Here is a 17,866-nt window from a genome sequence, read left to right as displayed (position 1 = left end):
GACTAAGTGCTCTTTTGCGGGGTCTGAGAGCTTCCCGCTTGGCAATATGCCTGTGCCGTCTCCGCCAGACCTTCACCTAAGGCCACTGGGGGGGTCCAGTCAAGCAACTCTTTGGTTTTAGTGATATCCACTTGTAGTGAACCGCACAAGCGCTCGGCAACTGCCCCCTTTCCTATTAGCTTCAGCGCACTGGTGAGTGCGAATTGGGGAAGAGGCAATAGTCGAGCATCACATCCCATGGCATGGGATAAACCACGCAACAAATCTGTTACCGATACATCCATATCATCGGATACCAGAAATACCTGGTTTGCCGCATTGGGATGAGAAATACAAACGCGGATCAGGTCGATCAAATTGCCGATAGATACCAAGCTTCGGCGATTATGAATAGCCCCAAGTGGCAATGGGATCCCCTTGGTAAGCCAACGCATCATCGCTTGGAAGTTCGCCTTGACCCCAGGGCCATAGACCAGAGGTGGTCGGATAATAACAACTTCCATCTCCGTAGACTCAGCCAGCTCAAGCAGTGCGTCTTCGGCCTCTTTCTTTGAAATTCCATAGGGATCTGTAGGATCACATTGTTCATCCGCATTAAATGGTAAGCGGTTATCGGTAGACTCCCCGTTAACCTTAATAGAACTAAGGTAAATAAAACGTCTAACACCAGATGAAGCCGCCTGCTGTGCCAGCTTGATAGTGCCCCCGACATTCACCCGACGGAATTCCTCCAGAGGGTTAGCAGAAGTCTCCGTCATTACATGGACACGCGCTGCGGTGTGAATGACTGTATCTATATCAACAAGCGCCTGAGCCCAATCCGTATTGCTTGACAGGTCACCGATCTGAAAGCCGCCCTCAACATCGCTCCGATACACCGGCAAAACCTGGTAACCGTCTTTGCGGAGCTGCGGCAAGAGTGCGGTTCCCACAAAGCCACTAGCGCCGGTTAGTAATATACGTCCTTTCAATGGAGGCCTATTTCTCAGCTGTAGAATTCACGTTAGTTTACACGGACCACTTTTTCGACACACCTTTATCTCGTCAACTACATAGCGAACATGACAAGCTATCAAAGTATCGCTGGCTATTAGAACTCTATTCAATACCACAAAGGCGTTCTTTGTCAGTAATAGCATTTTTAAGCCGAGCCCGGACATTCTTCAGGGCTCTCCCATGTGGAGCTTGAGTATCCGGCCTGCCCCAACGGGCCTCCCAGGCTTCCCTGGCTTGTAAACAGGCTTTCGCTTGCTTGTACTTCCAGTTCGCCTCCTCGCAAAGAGACAACCCTTTGGGTGACTGACGATCACAAATCTGGTGGTATTTTTTATGGGCTATCTTTTCCTGAAAGTTCTTGGCAGTAGCACCTTCAAAGTGGCGGATCGGTGGAGCTTGTACTTTCCTATCCAGGCCAACCTGCTTATCCGCAGCACTATCCAGGTAGAGCACGCGAAAAGATGTAACAACCAAAAACTCTTGAATAGCATACTGATCACGATCGGAGCTGGTTAATAGCCCTAAGGGATGGGGGGTCGCAAGAACAAGGGGGGGCATTGCCAGCAGGAAAAGTAGCAAAGTCAACAACAACCAAAATGGCCGTCCAGTCGAGGTCTGTGTTGGCATTGAAGTATGAAGCCTCCCTAAATTATCTACCTACGGCAGTGAATTACGCATTGTGAAGGCCAAATGAACAACACACAGAAGTTTAGTGAACCACCTTATCACTCCCAAATAGCCTGAGGCTCAAACACTAGCTATGAACTACTGCACCCAATAAGTCAACACAACAGGCAAAATAAAAATGCTCATAATAGTTGAGAGGAAAATAATACCGGATATCTTCGGGGTATCTTGGGGACGATAAATAGATATCCAGAGGTAAGTACTAACAGCGCATGGCATAAGGGATTGCAGAATAAGCACCCCTCGCATAGCACCCGTAAAGTTAAACAGATTTGTCAAAATAAGCGCGACGGCGCCACCGAGAATTATATGCCCAATAGCAAAGACCAATCCAATCTTAGTATCACCCAGCTTAATTTGGGCCAAGCTATGTCCGAGGGTCAACAACATTAGAGGGATTGCCATACCGCCCAAAATATTAAGAGATGACATAACGGGCTTTGGTAAGCTTATATTGAAAATCAATGCGACTATAGAAAAAACCACACTGTAAATTGCTGGGCTAAGCATAATTTCCTTAGCCGACCAGCTACCCGATGTTACTCCAGGAGCAACAACAAAGAAAAAGATCATTCCCACAACAACAAAAGCAATTCCGTATAGAACTCCCGCATGTCCAAATGCTAACGCACATACTGCGAGGCCGATATTGCCTACATTGTTCATACTTATACAAGAAAAGTAAGTACGTATATTTTGCCTAAATAAAGATAAGAATAGAAGAGCTAGCACTGACATCAACGAATACATCAGGAAGGCAGCCAGCAGCATCCATAGAAACTTACCCAATACTATCTTCTGGCCCAGCATATGATCCAATATCAGCGACGGATAACCAATATGGGCCATTAATTTGGATACCATTTTGGAATTTAGTTCTTGCTTACTTGCCGCAAATAGGTATCCAAAAAGAACGCAGATAAATACAGGAATAATAACTTCAAATACGTTCTCAAATAGGGTTCTCATCGAACATCAAACTCCCTCTACCCTACTTCTCAGCACTGCGTAACAAGCACCCCTTTTAATACGCTGACAGCCCCCACCAGAACACACAAAAACTCGATAATATATTTACCTTCTAATACCCCACAGAATTACGCAGGCAAAATTTCGATATTCTGACGGATTTTCAAGTGAGAAACAGCAACCATAAAAAATGCCTATAAATTCAGCTGCAACTCCTTAAGGTTTAAGGTCGGAGTGATCCATATTTCAGCATCAAAGGCCGCAAAAAATTTTTCATTATAGGTCATCAGCTGATCTTGACAGTTCTCCTCAAAGATAAAAATTGCTGCACGCTTTCCTTGTTCCAAAAAGAAGTAGGAAGCCTCAGGATTGGCTGAGGCGATAAAATCATTCATCGCCACAGACATACTATCATCAGCAATGGACTTATTGCCGGCCTTTGCCGGTATCAGGAGTTTCATTAATAGGCGCATTTTGATCCTGGCTGTTGTCGAGGTTATAGGATCAAAACATAGCCTTTTCACTATCCAGCTGCGCTGCATTAAGTGACAATTCTCAGAGTGTATCAGAGGTAATTCACAGCTGATTTTAGTAAGTAGTCGCTTCTGTCATGCCAATAGGATTATTACCTACAAGAGTCATATAACCTTAACAGCATGACCCAAGGGAACACGGCCGTATTTTAGGTTGTCACCAAGTCACTGGGATCGCTCCCCTTCTTTGACTTACGCTCAACCCACTTAATCCACTTTAAGTCCTCTACCATGGTTGTATAGATTACCGGCACCAAGAATAGTGTTCCAAAAGTGGCCAGGATAAGTCCGCCAATTTGCGCAAAACATAATGGCCGCCAGAGAGGGCCTCCATGAATAGCTAAGGGGATCAAGGCGCAGGTAGTCGCCGCAATAGTGATTAAAATGGGGCGCAGCCTAAGAATACCTGCGTCAAGTAATGCCTGACGAAGCGAATCTCCTGCAGCATGACGCATCTCAATAAAATCAAACAGAACAATAATATGGCTGACAATGACTCCTATTAGGCTCACTATTCCTAAAAACGCCATAAAACCAAATGGCTGGCCGGAGATATATAGGGCCATCAAAGCACCAACCATACCCAATGGCACAGTGGCAAATACGACCAAGGGCTTTATCAAACTGCTAAATTGAAATACCAAAGCTAAAAAAATCGCACTGGAAGAGACGGCCATAATCATTAGCAACTGCAAAAATCCATGTTTTGTACTGGCCGCATCTCCAGATATTTGCAGTTGATATCCCGCAGGAAGCGATTCAGAGAATTCTTTCAACTCATCTTTAATATTAGCCATAATATCTGATGAAATAAAACCGGCATATGGAAATGCATATACCGTAATCGTTCGAAACTTCTCCAATCGATAGATTCGCTCTGTCGAAAATAGAATGGAGGTAGTTGCCACCTGTCGCAGTGGGATATGAATATCGCTATCAGATGCAAATACATATAGGTTATTGACGTCCTCCAGTTGTCCTCGCTCTGCCAGGCGAAGCTGAGCTACAATGGGAATTTCTTTATCTCCCTGCCGTAAGGTATCCACTTTGGAACCATTAAAGCCAGAGGATGACGCCATGGCGATATCAGCATTAGTAACCCCTGACATTTCAGCCCGATCTTCTATCACATTCATATTCAACACTAGGCTTTTTCCAGCCCAATCAGCGCGGACTACGCGAGTATAGGGAGAACTCTCAACAATTTCTTTAACTTTTGCGGCGTATTCTCGCAGGAGTGCTATATCCTTCTCCTCCTCCAAAGACCCTACAGCCACACGTCCCGAGACCCTTATCTCAACGGGGTGCTCCACTGTGCTTGTCTGCAGTTGTCGAACGTCCAATCCTGCTCCCGGAATACTCTCAGAAAGAGCGCTTTGGATAAGTGGAATCAGTATAGGTGTCAAGTACTTATCACTTAACCGAACAATAATCTGCCCATAATTAGACTGTTTTTGTTGAGGGTTGGCTGTGTACCAAAAACGCGGTGCCCCACCACCCAAGGTACTGCTAATCCCCTGCAAGATAGGTTTTGAGCTGTTTTTTATATTCTTTTCTTCATAATCCTCAATAGTTTTCCTAATTATTTCTTCCGCAACCTTTGCAACATTATCTGTCGCATCAATACTTGCATCATTTTGCAGCCACACATCTACGTAAAAAAGATACTGAACATCTGCCGGGAAAAATGCATTCCTCAATTGAGTCTTTATAAGAACACCAAATACAAGTAACCCCAAGGCAATCAACAAAACAATCTTTCTATTACTAATTGCCCAATCTGCCGCCCGATAGTAGCTCCCCGTCAGACCTTCTTTTCGCCTCACCTCCAAGCTCCGCTCTTTTTGTTCAGGGGGGCGCAATAACGTATTCCCCAAATAAGGAATAAATGTCATGGAAACTATTCGGGAGGCAACTAAGGCGCAGACCATGACAATAGGAAGACTATGTAAAAAATCCCCCTGATTCCCTGTCAACAACAAGAAAGGTAGGTAAGCAACGATATTAGTTAATGTCGCAAAAAATATAGCTTTCGCTAGTAAAGTGGGCCCCAACCAAGCAGCAATGATGGAGGGCTTACCAGATGCCATTTGCCGTTTGATCGCATCACTGGCAACAACAGGGTCGTCTACCAAAAGCCCCAGGGCTATAATTAATGCCGCAATCGATACCTGCTGAATATCTATTCCCAACAACTGCATAAACCCAAAGGTCATCGTTAATGTTACTGGAATAGATATCATTAAAAGCACGGCAGATCGCCAGTCAGAGAATCCGATAAAAGCAATTATCACCACTAAAATAATCGCTTCAATCAATGCTTCAAGAAAGAGGCTTACACTTTCTCGAACCTGGCGAGGCTGATCAGAAACCCGATCTATAATCAGGTCCTGCGGCAAATCCACCTTAACCTTATCCAAAATCTCACTGAGATTTCGTCCAAGCTCTCCTATTTGCTTACCGTCCAGCATCTGCACGGAAAGATTGATACTGCGACTACGCTGCCACTCTCCATTTTCGTCTCTATTGACATAGTAATTTAATAGGGGCGGCGGAGTTTCATATCCCATAAGAACATCGACAATTCCGCGCAAATATACCGGCGTTCCTGTATTACTGAGAGCCACGGGAACATCGGCAATTTCCTCATGATTTGAAAATTCGCCACTAGGCATAATGGCAATACCCAAATCATCCGAAATAATAGTGCCGCCGGGAATAGTTGTATTACGGGCATTGAGAACAGGGGCAATCATATCTGGTCGCAACCCATAGGAGGCCAGCCTCTCCTGGGAATACAGAAGTTTCACTTCCTGGGTAAGCACGCCAGTCCTCAACACCCTTTTCACTTCTGGAATAGTTCTAATATTTGCCGCGATAAGGTCTGAGAAATCATCAAGTTGGCGATAGCTATATTTCGCACCCGCAACTTTCATCAAATGGTCGCGAGTATTGGCGAGATCACGAACTACGAAGGGGTCCCAGGCATCAGGAAAAAACCGCTGGGCGCTTAGCTTATCGGATAGATAGAGTTTTGTTGCCGCTAGTAATTCGAGGTTACTTTTATCAGATAAGAAATCCACCCCTAGGTAGCCAGACCCATTTAACACTTCAAAATTCGTTCCGTATCCTTGTGCCTCAAGCCAGTTCGCAAAAATCCACAACCCTGTAGCAGAGTATGTATTGGCTAAGGACAGCGGCAGAGCTACAACGATACTTACCCTCCCTCTGCCATTTGATTCTTCCCCCCGAATCTCTGAAATACCTTCTCTAATATCTTCTGCACGCAATGTAATTTCTGTAGGGCCCGCTCGGGGACTAGCCACACTGAGCAATATAGCGGCTGTATCACCGAACTCTGAGTTCAGGGAAATTTTACTCGCACCAGAAGGTAGCTGCTGTTGCGCATCAATTAATTTCAGATTGATATCATTAAATGCTTTGGTAACATCAGTTTTTGGTGCCAGTTGCGCTTGCACCATGGAAACGCCATTTAGGGTCAAGGATTTTATTGCAAAGGTTCTCGCGTCTGGCTCATGCAAATACTCACTTTGCGCTATTGCTTCTTCAACTTTACGTGTAACTAACTCCTCAACCCTAACTGCAGACTGCCCTGGCCAATGGGTTGTTGCTATCGCAATACGCACGGGAATATCTGGATCTTTGCTTTTCGGCATAAAGAGATAAGCAACTACCCCCCAAACCAGGATAGTGACCAACAGTGCAGCGGAAATACTCGGATTATCTACAAAAAAACGAGCGGTATTGAAGCGATGGTGGCTTTCCGCTTCAATAATTTCTGCCTGTCTTTTTTCTTCCTGATCTGCCATTCCCTAGCCCTCAAGGCACGACAATTATGGCTTCCCCATCTCTAAGCTGGGCAGCACCGGTTGATACAACCTCCTCGCCCTCAGTTAACCCCTGGATAATGACAACATCATTGCCAACTACTTGCCCCGCGAGCACTTTTCTTAGTTTTGCTCGCAATACTTCCTTGTCTCTTTCCAGCACAAATACAGCGAACCCTTTAGATTCCCCGGGATGAGCGACTAGGCAGGATAGTGGTATAAGAACCCTATCTGGAGGTATCGGTATTTTGTCCAAGGCCAGAGTCATAATCATTCCTACCCGTAATTGCGCCTTGGGATTATCAACGGTAACCGTGATTGCAAATACCCTGGTGCGGGGATCTGCCATAGGAGAAACTTCGGTGATCATGCCCTTAAATGTAAGATCCGGTAATGACTCTGTACGCAGCGACACCACGCTGCCAAGAGGGGCGTAACTCAACACTATATCAGGTACTGAAAACACAACCTTCACCCGAGAAATATCAGCCACAACAAAGCCAACCGACTGCGAATGAACCAATGTGCCCACTTCAATGTTGCGCTGTAAGATAATTCCGGTAAGCGGGGAGCGCAGCACCGTATCTCGCAACTCTTCCTCTGCCCGATCTAAATGAGCCTTGGTACCGACCACCGCAGCTTGCGCAATCTCATACTCCTCCCTGGCTGTATCATAATCGGGAGCGGTAATACTGGCCGTGGCAAAAAGCGCAGTTGCCCGTTTGTAATTAAGATCAGCTTTACGTCGTTCTGCTTCCGCTTTACTCACATTTGCAGCGGCTTCTACCACGCGATCTCTGTATTGCTCGTCATCAATCTTGGCCAGTTCTTCGTGGCGCTTAACGTAGTCCCCTCCTTGCAGCAAACGCGTCTGCCCCAGCGCCTTTCGCGAGGGAATTACACGTACATAGCCTTCTGTACGAAATGCTACATCAACTTGCGTATAAGGATTGACGACTGCGGAGTAAGGATAACCAGCTGCTGCGTCTTGCGAGCGGGCAACAAAAACCTCTACCGGCGTGGGTTTTCTCTCCGGGGGTTGGCGGTGGCAACCACTAACGGCCGCTAATATAGCAATAATACAGAGGCAGATAACGCGCATTTATCACACCTCCCCCACCGACCTTTCATATTCCGCCAGGGATCCCCATACAGATAGTATCGCGCGGTTGTAGTCGCTATTTGCACGAAAAAGCTGTTTTTCCGCCTCCAGGACATCACTCAGAACGGCAGCTTGCTCGCGGTAACGATTTGTCATTACCCGCACTTTCTCCCGGTAAGCTGCCTGTAATTCCCGCGCAACCCCCACAGATTCTTGAGAAGTACGCAAGCGACGTAAACTCTCACGAACCTCTATTTCAATTCGATTTCGAACCTCTTCAGACTTTTTTTCCGCTTCAAGAATTTTATTGGCACGACTGGACAGTTCATCCCGTTTCCGCCCCCAATCAAAAAACTCCCAGCGCATTTCCAGGGCGATAAAAGCTTCGGCATCGGGTATCAACCTGACGTCATAGAGCTTTAGGTACTCAATATTCAAATCGATATCGGGAATGTACTCAGACTTCTTCACATCGTAACTATATTCAGCCCGCTCAATCGACAGCTCTGATTCAGCGAGATCTGGACGCTGCTCAAAGGCAAGTCCTAAAGAGGTTTCGACATCGAACGCTAAATGATGTGGGTTTGGAAGGCTCTGAATATTGAAGGGGGTCTCAACATCCCGGGCCATCAACGCATTGAGACGCTCCTTTGCTGTCGCCATCTCATCGGTAAGGCGCTGACGCTCCAGCCTGCGCTGAGCCAGGCGTGCTCGCACATCCAAAAGTTCATACTCGAGGGCAACTTGTTGTGCAACATAATTCCCAACAAGTTCACTCAAAGAAGTCAGGAAGATAATGGCTTCATCCACGGCCTGTAAATCACCAAGGATTCTGCCAATTTCAAAATACTGGATCTTGGTGAGGTAGCCTATATCCTGCTGCACCAAACGAACCTTTTCCTCCGCCATTTCAGTGACAACGTAGCCCTCACAAATCTCTAGCTCTATGGTGTACAACTGTGTGATAGGTTGAGTCGCGCTGACGGAGAAGGTCTTGGTCACACCTTCCTCTGATGTGATTTCTATATCCCTAGGGGGGATAGGGCCTATCGGAGAATTCTGCATAAAAACGCCACGATCAAAGGTGTACCTCTGGCGTGTTAGGTTATTGATTATTCCCGCATTCATTTCCAGCCGGGGGTAGCGCTTTGTTTTTAATGCCTCGACGTCATCCCAAGCCTCGTTGACCTCTAGCGCAGCCGCTTGAATCCGTAAATTAGCTGTCACTGCCAAATCTACGGCATCTTCCAGGGTCAAAACCGGCTCGCTGGCATAGCTCCAGGCTCCGCCGCCAGTCAGCAGTATTGCGAGCGCGCACTCGAACAACGGCCACCTCTATTTCCAGCAACAATTTAAATCTGCTCACTGCGCAAATAAATTTAGGATCGAGTAAGTATATCTGTTGACAGCCACTGCCCGGACTGCTGACCCCAGACTGGCGGATTCCTATTTATCCCCTTGGACAATATTCACATTTTTAATAACTTAATAAATTTATATTCCACCGACTAGGGATTCATTTTCGAAAACACCAGCGCCTCTTAGAGCGGACAACCCCCTCCCAGCAGTTTTCCGAACAGAAACTGTGTAGACGCCATAAAGAAGCATCACCTGTCGCGATCCTTTAGCTAGGCTAGTTAATGGCGGCAATCAAAACCGTATTTCTTTGGTTCCGTGGAAAACCCTATGGCGGTGAAGTTTATTCCTCTATTGATTCTCGCGGTTTGCACTATCGCCGTGGCTGGGGTGTTGAGCTTATTGGTTTATTTTGACCTGGATGATCAGATTATTGAGCTGATGCAGTGGCTCAATGAACAGGGCTGGCAGACAAGTTTGCTATTTATCTTAATTGTGGCCGCAGCAATCGTCTTTTTACTCCCTGGCGTCATTTTTACCATGGGGGCGGGGTTTGTATTTGGCGTTGTAAAAGGAACTCTACTGGTTATTGCCGGCACCGTACTTGGGGCAACCCTCGCATTTCTTATCGCCCGCTACCTTCTCGGCGAGAAGCCCTCTCGGTGGGTTATGTCTCATATCAAGCCCGCGACTGTTGGTGAAGTAATTCGTCGCGAGGGCTGGCAAATGATTATGTTGACCCGACTGGTTCCCCTATTTCCCTTCAAGTTGTCGAACTACTTCTTTGGACTGACTCCAGTTCGACTGCGTGACTTTGTGATCGGAAATTTCCTTGGAATTATCCCCCTTACATTGCACAACGTTTACATCGGCTCCATCGCAGCAGATCTCACCTCCCTGGGCAAGGTTGAGGAGCGCACTCCAATTCAGTGGGGATTCTATATTGCCGGATTCGCCCTGGCCGTCATCGCACTCATCGGGCTCACCCGAATGGCTCGCCGTGCATTGAAAAGAATTATTAAAGAAGAGGACCTCTGATGCCTTGGATGAAATGGCTACCTTGGCGCTTCTTCGTACGCCGCTTTGCCACCGCTCACGGTTTCCTTGATCCACTCACATTGATGGCGCATCTACAGCGCTTTGCCGAGCCTTCAGAGGTGAGTGAACCCATCGAGCTGCTACGCGCAGGAGCGGTATTTCACGCTCGAGCACTGATCAACAGTAAAGTCATACAACACAACCTGGACTGGGTGTGGCCCTACTGGATTCAGCGCCAGTTTGATCCCTATGACAAGTCGTTTATCCCCCGGGCTTTTTCCATTAGCCACTGTAATTTGAGCCACCGCAACTGGACTGCTGTAGGTATACCCGACTGCGAAGAACTGCCGATTGTCGACCCCCGAGGCCTGCTTACACCCCACTACGATGGCTGGTCTATCGATGTCTGGGTCATCAGTGATAGCGGTGAGGAGCTAATGCCCTCCACCCTCGGCTTCTGCAACCAGCACCAGGAGCTGGGAGATGATATTGCAATAGTTACCGAATCCCATCGCCGGGGTCTTAAGTTGCACAATAGGGCCTCAGCGAACCTGCTCCAAGGCCACCCACGCTGTGTGCTTGAACTCAATGCCCAATGCCCGGGAGGCGGCTGGCTAATGGTGGCCTTGCGACCCTGCAATCCCGAGGGCGTCAGCTTTATTCATAAGGTGCGTCTGGGCGATAGCGGGCGCAATTGGCTTATTGAAGACAGGGCCGCCGTAGAGTTCAGCCAGCCGGTAGACAAACACCTGGCATCCAATTACAAGCGCGGCGATATCTACCTCCATCTCCGAGACAAAGAGAGCAATCGTGAGGGGCTCTGCGATATTGGCATGGCCTCCGCTGCCGCTATGTTTCGCATCGAAGACCGAAAATCCCGCAAGATTGAGGTTGCTATTCCCCTGGTCACAGAGGAGAGTAAGCAGCGCTCTCCCCTTTGCTGGGAACACGTCCTGGAAGGTCACTGCGCCCTGACCGTTCCCGACGAAAAGTTTCAGTTTCTCTACGACTCAGCAATACGCACCCTTATTCTCCACTCTCCCAAAGATGTCTACCCAGGTCCTTACACCTACAAACGGTTTTGGTTTCGGGACGCGGCATTTATGATTCAATCGCTGCTTTATGCCGGACTGACAGACCGCGCAGAAAGAGCTCTGGAGCAATTTCCCCACCGGCAAAAACGGGATGGTTTTTTTCACTCCCAGGACGGCGAGTGGGACTCCAATGGTGAAGCCCTGTGGATCTTCAATCTCTATTGTGAATTAACCGGCAAATCCTTAAAACAGCCGTGGTGCGAACCTGTCGTCAGGGGTGCCAAATGGATTATCAACAAGCGCCTGCCGAATGATGGTAGCCCCTGTGGGGGCCTGCTCCCTGCGGGATTCAGTGCAGAACACCTGGGGCCCAACGACTGCTACTACTGGGACGACTTCTGGGGCGTCGCCGGTCTGCAGAGTGCCGCCAGTATTTGCACGCGCGAAGGTATGGATGACAACGCCCATCGCTTCAATACCGCGGCCAGCGACTTCCAGAGCACTATTGATCAAAGCTTGCAGGATGCACAGGACCGCCTGGGCCGCCCCGCGATGCCAGCCTCACCAAACCGGCGCCTGGATGCCGGTGCCGTAGGGTCAATCGCCGCAGGCTATCCCTTGCAACTCTACCCACCAGAGGACCCGAGACTGGTAGATCTGGCGGAATACCTGATGGAAAAGTGCTTTGTAAGCGGCGGGTTTTTCCAGGACATGATCCACTCCGGCATTAACGCCTACCTCACTCTCCACATTGCCCAGGTATTGCTTCGCGCTGGAGATGCCCGTTGTATTGACCTTATGCGCAGTGTGGCAGAACTGGCATCGCCAACAGGGCAATGGCCGGAAGCCATCCACCCCCATTCTCTCGGCGGATGCATGGGGGATGGACAGCACGCCTGGGCAGCGGCTGAGTGGGTGGCGATGCAACGCAATTGCTTTGTCCGCGAAGAGCAGGACGCTCTGGTTCTCATCTCCGGACTTCCCCCCGAGTGGCTCAAAGGTACTGACTCAGATCAGCCCATCCGCTTTGGGCCCGCGCCAACCCGGTTTGGCTTGGTTACCCTGGAGATTCAACCAGGCTCCACGCCAACGGTCTCTTGGGCTGCCGATTGGCATGGTAAGCCCCCACCTATCGCCATTAAGGCCATCGGCTTCCGGCCAGTGCTGATCACCGACGAATCGCAGAGTGCGGAGTTGAGCCCCAAGTGAATATCGTGATGCTCACCAACACCTACTTACCTCACGTGGGCGGCGTTGCGCACTCCGTCGCCGCGTTCAGTGAGGAATATCGCAAACGTGGGCACAAAGTACTGGTCATCGCACCCGAGTTCCCGCAAAAGTCTGACGATGAAGAACATGTTCTGAGAATTCACTCAATCCAGAATTTTAATGGCACCGACTTTTCCATGGCACTGCCATTCTCAGGCGTCTTGAATGATGCCCTGGATAAATTCCGTCCGGATATCCTTCATGCCCACCACCCTTTTCTCCTGGGACTGACAGCCCTACGTATTTCGCGAGAGCGCGAGCTACCGCTCGTTTTTACCCATCACACATTGTACGAGCACTACACCCACAACTTGATGGGAGATTCACAAGCACTCAAACGCTTTGTAATGGAAGTTGCCACCCGCTTCGCCAATAAAGCAAATCTGGTCTTAGCCCCAAGCCTGAGTATTGTGAGACTTCTCCGGGAGCGAGGGGTACAAACTCCAATCGCGGAAGTCCCTACGGGAGTGCACCCAGAGCAATACGCCCATGGAGAGGGAAGTAAGCTCAGGAAAAAACTGAAAATACCCGCATCTGCATTCTTGTTGGGACACTTGGGCCGCTTTGGGAAGGAAAAAAACCTGGTTTTTCTTTGTCAGGCCGTCGCCAAATTTTTACAGGAGTATCCATCCGCACACTTTCTTCTCGCTGGCAGCGGCCCATTGGAAGATCAGCTCCAGCAGTTTTTTACCGACAAAAAATTAATGCAACGTGTACATATGCCAGGGAAAGTCATTGGTGATGCCCGCCGGGATGTCTACAGCGCGATGGACACCTTTCTATTTACTTCCACTACTGAAACCCAAGGTCTAGTGCTGTCTGAGGCAATGGCCTCTGGAGTTCCCGTGATCGCCCTGGAAGCCAATGGATCGAGAGATATATTGAAGCAAGGTATTAACGGCTGCCTGGTAACCAAAGAATCGCTCAATGATTTTGTGGCGGCGATACGCTGGTTCCACAACCTACCTGACGACCGCCGCCAGCAGATGATTAGGGAAGCCAGAATTACGGCCCAGGATTTTTCCATGAATAGTTGTGCCCAGCGAGCACTGGATCTCTATCAACCCCTTGTGCACTACAACTGGCCGCTTGATAACTCTATTTACGCACGATGTATACGCACTGGAAAATTAATCACCATACAGTGGGAGATTCTCGAGGGCTTCACAGAAGCCGCAGGCGCAGCCTTGAATCAACCACCTAAGCGTTAGTCCAGAAACTATGTTAAGCCGTATCGGACTATCAATCAGACGCTGGCGCCGCCGACTCAGTCGCAGCGAGTGGATTACTCGCTTACTCGGACTATCCACCAACCCAAACAGCCCCCATGCCCCAGGGCTAATTTTGATCCAGATTGACGGACTGGCCTACCCCGAACTTCTCAAAGCACTGGCCCGAGGGCGAATGCCATTTCTGAAGCGGCTAATCAGAAAAGAGCACTATCGCCTGGAGCACATGTACCCGGGAGTCCCATCGACAACTCCTGCGGTACAGGCCGAACTTTTTTATGGAGTGCGCCAGGCCGTACCTGCATTTGGCTTCCTCGTCCACGAAACGCAAAAACTCGGACGGATGTACGATCCTGAGGTTGCCGCCCTGGTCGAAAAAAGAATTAAGACTCAACACCGCGATCCTCTGTTGCGTGGGGGCAGCTGTTATCTCAGCCTATTTAAAGCCGGCACAAAAACCGGTGAAGCGCACTTCTGCCCCGCCGACCAGGGATGGGGGCCGGCCCTGCGCGAAGCCAGCCCCATGGCAATCGCCATTTTAATTGTCACCAATATTTGGAGCCTTGTTCGCACTACCGCGTTAATTTTGATTGAGCTGGTTTTATCTCTAGTCGACTGCGTGCGCGGGATAATCGGTGGCCAAAACCTACTTAAGGAATTGATGTTTATCCCCACAAGGGTCGCCATCACCATTCTCACTAGAGAGCTATGCACCATGGGGGTGAAAGTTGATATCACCCGCGGCCTGCCGGTTATTTATATCAACCTGCTCGGTTACGATGAACAATCCCACCGGCGCGGGCCGCAATCGGCCTTTGCCCACTGGGTATTGAAGGGGATAGACAGTGCGATAGCTAAAATCTGGAAGGCCGCTCACGGCTCTGAGCGACGGCACTATGACGTATGGATTTTTTCAGACCACGGCCAGGAGCAAACAGTGGCCTATGAAGAGGTCAACGGGCGCAGCCTTGGCGATGCCCTTTCGGAAGCTCTATCCAATTTACCTTCAGCGCCGCAGATCAAATCTACCACTATCCCCAAAAAAGTCCGTTTCGAGCGAGCTCGACTGTTCGGCAGTGAGTGGATGGACAAAAGCAGCATCGAGGAGGAATCCACGCAAGAGGGCGATAGAACGCCTACTGCCATAGCGGCCCTGGGCCCAATCGCGATGCTGTACAACATTGATCTGAACGGTACCAGCCGGGCAGATGCCGCCAAAAGGATGGTGGAGCAAGCCAAAGTGCCCCTAGTACTCTATCTGGAAGACCCATCCTCCCCCGCTTCCTCACCAGTGCATGGGTGGTGGAAAGATGGCCCCATCAAGCTTCCTGAAGACGGCCGCAAATTGATGGGGGACGAACACCCCTACCCGGTTGAAGCCGCAGAGGATATGGCCAGCCTGTGCCGGCACCCGGACTCTGGCGACTTTATGATGTACGGCTGGTGTGCTGGTATGCGGCAACCCATGACTTTCGCCATGGAAAATGGCAGTCACGGCGGCTCTGGCCCCAATGAGACCCATGCCTTCGCCCTGATGCCAGAGGATATCCAGCCCCCAGACCCCAGTCGGGGCTACTGGCGCCCGCAGGATCTGCGCTCCACAGCCCGCGCCTACCTCCGTGGCGCCCGCCCCATGAAGGTAGATAACCACAGGATGCCAAAAACTGTTTTGCGCATCATGACCTACAACGTGCACAGTTGCCGAGGGCTAGATGGCAAGCTCTCCCCACAGCGGATTGCCCGGGTAATTGCCCGCTATCGCCCGGATGTGGTGGCATTACAAGAACTGGATGTCATGCGCAAACGCACCGGAGGCCTCGACCAGGCCGAAAGACTTGCTCGTCTACTGGCAATGGACCTGCACTTCCAGCCCACTATAAATATGAAAGAGGAGCGCTACGGTGATGCGATCCTCACCCATCTCCCGGCCCGGCTCATCAAGAAAGGGATTTTGCCCGGCCCTCCCTCCGGCAAAGGGGGACTTTTTAACCCCGCTTCAGACGAACCGCGTGGAGCTGTTTGGGTGGAAATCGAAGCCAATGGCAAACCTATCCAGATTATCAACACCCACCTGGGGTTATCCCGTGCAGAGCGGCTGCGCCAGGTGGATGCCCTTCTCGGCCCCGAATGGCTCAGCAATCCCCGCTGCACCGGAGAGCGAGTGCTACTGGGAGACTTCAACGCGCTACCCAACTCTGCCGAGTGCAAGCGACTCGGAGGCTATCTCAGGGATGCCCAGGAACAGGCGCCCCGCCACAACCCCAAAGGGACCTTCCTAAAGGTCCGTATTGATCACATGTTCCTAAGTGCGGGACTCAATGTGAAACGGGTACGGGTGCCCAAGACATCGCTGACCCGCCAAGCCTCAGATCACCTACCTTTGATCGTGGATATCGACCTACCCATCAAGGGTGGAAAGTAATCGATCTCGGTTTATCGAGCCCCACACTCTTCGCACCCTCCAACCCGAGCGATAACACTTGAAAAATGCCCCACAGCCCCCACAATAAGCGGAGAATATTTGAATAAATCCTTTAAAAATATAGGGTTTTTGTGAATTCATAGAGACTGGCAGACGGACACTAAAAGGGTTTTCCCGACTTGAAGGTCCCCACTGCGAGCTATATGATTCTTCTATCACTTAATAGCAGGAGTCGCTAAATGCAACCGCAAGCTTATACTCAAACCCGCGCACTGGATCGCTCGGAATCGGCGAAGGTGTTGCGCAATACCTATGCCCTACTGGCAATGACCGTTCTCTTCAGTGCCATTACCGCCGGTATTTCCATGTCTATTGGCATGGGTCGTGGCATGAGCCTGGTCTGCTCCCTCGGAGCCCTGGCCCTCATCTGGTTCGTATTACCGCGCACAGCAAACTCCGCCGCAGGCGTTGGTGTTGTATTCGCATTTACCGGCTTGCTGGGTGCCTCCATTGGCCCATTGCTTAACCACTACCTGGGCATGGCTGGCGGCGGTCAGATCGTTATGCAAGCCCTGGGCACCACTGCCCTGATCTTCTTTGCCCTGTCTGCCTACGTACTGACTACCCGCAAAGACTTCAGCTTTATGGGCGGCTTCCTGGCCGTTGGCTTGATCGCAGTACTGGTATGTTTCCTGGGCGTTATCATCGCTGGCTTCTTCGGCATCCACATGCCGCTGTTTAGCGTGGCCCTGAGCGGCGTTGTTGCCCTGCTGATGTCTGGCTTCATCCTGTACGACACCAGCCGCATCATCAACGGTGGCGAGACCAACTACCTGATGGCTACCGCCTCCCTGTACCTGAACATCTTCAACCTGTTCACCAGCCTGCTGCACATCCTTGGATTCGCATCCTCTGACGACTAAGCATCAGCTTTGTTGAGCAAGTCACAATGCCCCGCACCGCGGGGCATTTTACTATTTGGCCCCCTATGAAGTTTTCCCTAGCCATCTACTCAGCCCCCCACAGCACCCAGTCTTCATCCAGTGCACTCCGGTTTGCCAAAGCCCTCCTAGAGCAAGGCCACGAAATTTATCGAGTGTTTTTCTACTGCGACGGCGTGCAAAACAGCAATGCCATTGCCGCACCTCCCCAGGACGAAACTGATCTGACTTCAGAGTGGCAGGCACTGGGCCACCAGCACCAATTGGACCTGGTAGTTTGTATTGCCGCTGCGCAACGTCGCGGCGTGCTGAATCAGAGAGAGGCCGAGCGCCTGGAAAGACCCGCCGCCAACTTGGCAGAGGGTTTTGAGCTGGCTGGCCTCGGCCAACTCACCGACGCTGTCGCCAATTCCGATCGCCTGATTACCTTTGGAGGTTGAGC

Annotated in this window: 13 protein-coding genes; 6 read left to right on the top strand and 7 right to left on the bottom strand. The window is 50.1% G+C overall.

Annotated elements, in window-relative coordinates; all coding sequences use genetic code 11:
- Positions 1–2 precede the first annotated feature (2 nt).
- The 7 genes from ACJJI3_RS03085 to ACJJI3_RS03055 all read right to left on the bottom strand — a co-directional run bounded on the left by ACJJI3_RS03085 (position 3) and on the right by ACJJI3_RS03055 (position 9,461).
- Entirely contained in the window at positions 3–971 is a 969-nt protein-coding gene (locus tag ACJJI3_RS03085) for a UDP-glucose 4-epimerase family protein (protein ID WP_444941464.1), read from the bottom strand.
- A gap of 127 nt (positions 972–1,098) precedes the next feature.
- The gene (locus ACJJI3_RS03080) at positions 1,099–1,623 is read right to left on the bottom strand and encodes a hypothetical protein (protein ID WP_444941463.1); all 525 of its coding nucleotides are present in this window, start codon (positions 1,621–1,623) and stop codon (positions 1,099–1,101) included.
- 138 nt (positions 1,624–1,761) lie between these two features.
- A complete protein-coding gene (locus tag ACJJI3_RS03075; RefSeq protein WP_444941462.1) occupies positions 1,762–2,652 on the bottom strand; it encodes an AEC family transporter in 891 nt (296 codons plus the stop codon).
- A 194-nt stretch (positions 2,653–2,846) separates the two neighbouring features.
- The gene (locus ACJJI3_RS03070; protein ID WP_444941461.1) at positions 2,847–3,194 is read right to left on the bottom strand and encodes a hypothetical protein; all 348 of its coding nucleotides are present in this window, start codon (positions 3,192–3,194) and stop codon (positions 2,847–2,849) included.
- Positions 3,195–3,334: 140 nt separating this feature from the next.
- The gene (locus tag ACJJI3_RS03065) at positions 3,335–7,015 is read right to left on the bottom strand and encodes an efflux RND transporter permease subunit (RefSeq protein WP_444941460.1); all 3,681 of its coding nucleotides are present in this window, start codon (positions 7,013–7,015) and stop codon (positions 3,335–3,337) included.
- 10 nt (positions 7,016–7,025) lie between these two features.
- Positions 7,026–8,135, bottom strand: a complete 1,110-nt coding sequence (locus ACJJI3_RS03060; protein WP_444941459.1) for an efflux RND transporter periplasmic adaptor subunit — start codon at positions 8,133–8,135, stop codon at positions 7,026–7,028.
- Between the two features lie 3 nt (positions 8,136–8,138).
- Complete coding sequence (locus ACJJI3_RS03055) at positions 8,139–9,461, bottom strand: TolC family protein (RefSeq protein ID WP_444941458.1); 1,323 nt, start codon at positions 9,459–9,461, stop codon at positions 8,139–8,141.
- Between the two features lie 360 nt (positions 9,462–9,821).
- On the opposite strand from ACJJI3_RS03055, the gene ACJJI3_RS03050 reads away from it, so the two are divergent.
- From ACJJI3_RS03050 to tusD, 6 genes are all read left to right on the top strand, one after another.
- A complete protein-coding gene (locus ACJJI3_RS03050; protein WP_444941457.1) occupies positions 9,822–10,529 on the top strand; it encodes a TVP38/TMEM64 family protein in 708 nt (235 codons plus the stop codon).
- On the top strand, positions 10,529–12,772 hold the full coding sequence (locus tag ACJJI3_RS03045; RefSeq protein ID WP_444941456.1) for a glucosidase family protein: 2,244 nt from the start codon (positions 10,529–10,531) through the stop codon (positions 12,770–12,772). The genes ACJJI3_RS03050 and ACJJI3_RS03045 overlap by 1 nt, the downstream gene beginning before the upstream one ends.
- On the top strand, positions 12,769–14,043 hold the full coding sequence (locus ACJJI3_RS03040) for a glycosyltransferase (protein WP_444941455.1): 1,275 nt from the start codon (positions 12,769–12,771) through the stop codon (positions 14,041–14,043). Before ACJJI3_RS03045 ends, ACJJI3_RS03040 begins: the two co-directional genes overlap by 4 nt.
- 10 nt (positions 14,044–14,053) lie before the next feature.
- Positions 14,054–16,483, top strand: a complete 2,430-nt coding sequence (locus ACJJI3_RS03035) for an endonuclease/exonuclease/phosphatase family protein (protein ID WP_444941454.1) — start codon at positions 14,054–14,056, stop codon at positions 16,481–16,483.
- Positions 16,484–16,722: 239 nt separating this feature from the next.
- Complete coding sequence (locus tag ACJJI3_RS03030) at positions 16,723–17,406, top strand: Bax inhibitor-1/YccA family protein (RefSeq protein ID WP_444897635.1); 684 nt, start codon at positions 16,723–16,725, stop codon at positions 17,404–17,406.
- Between the two features lie 65 nt (positions 17,407–17,471).
- Positions 17,472–17,864 (top strand): sulfurtransferase complex subunit TusD, encoded by a 393-nt coding sequence (gene tusD, locus ACJJI3_RS03025; protein WP_192879334.1) that lies wholly within the window; start codon positions 17,472–17,474, stop codon positions 17,862–17,864.
- Positions 17,865–17,866 lie beyond the last annotated feature (2 nt).

It is taken from the genome of Microbulbifer maximicatervae (SeqCode) (assembly GCF_052466985.1).
The sequence above is the reverse complement of the archived record's forward strand: the minus strand, read 5'-3'. Positions and strand labels throughout refer to the sequence as shown.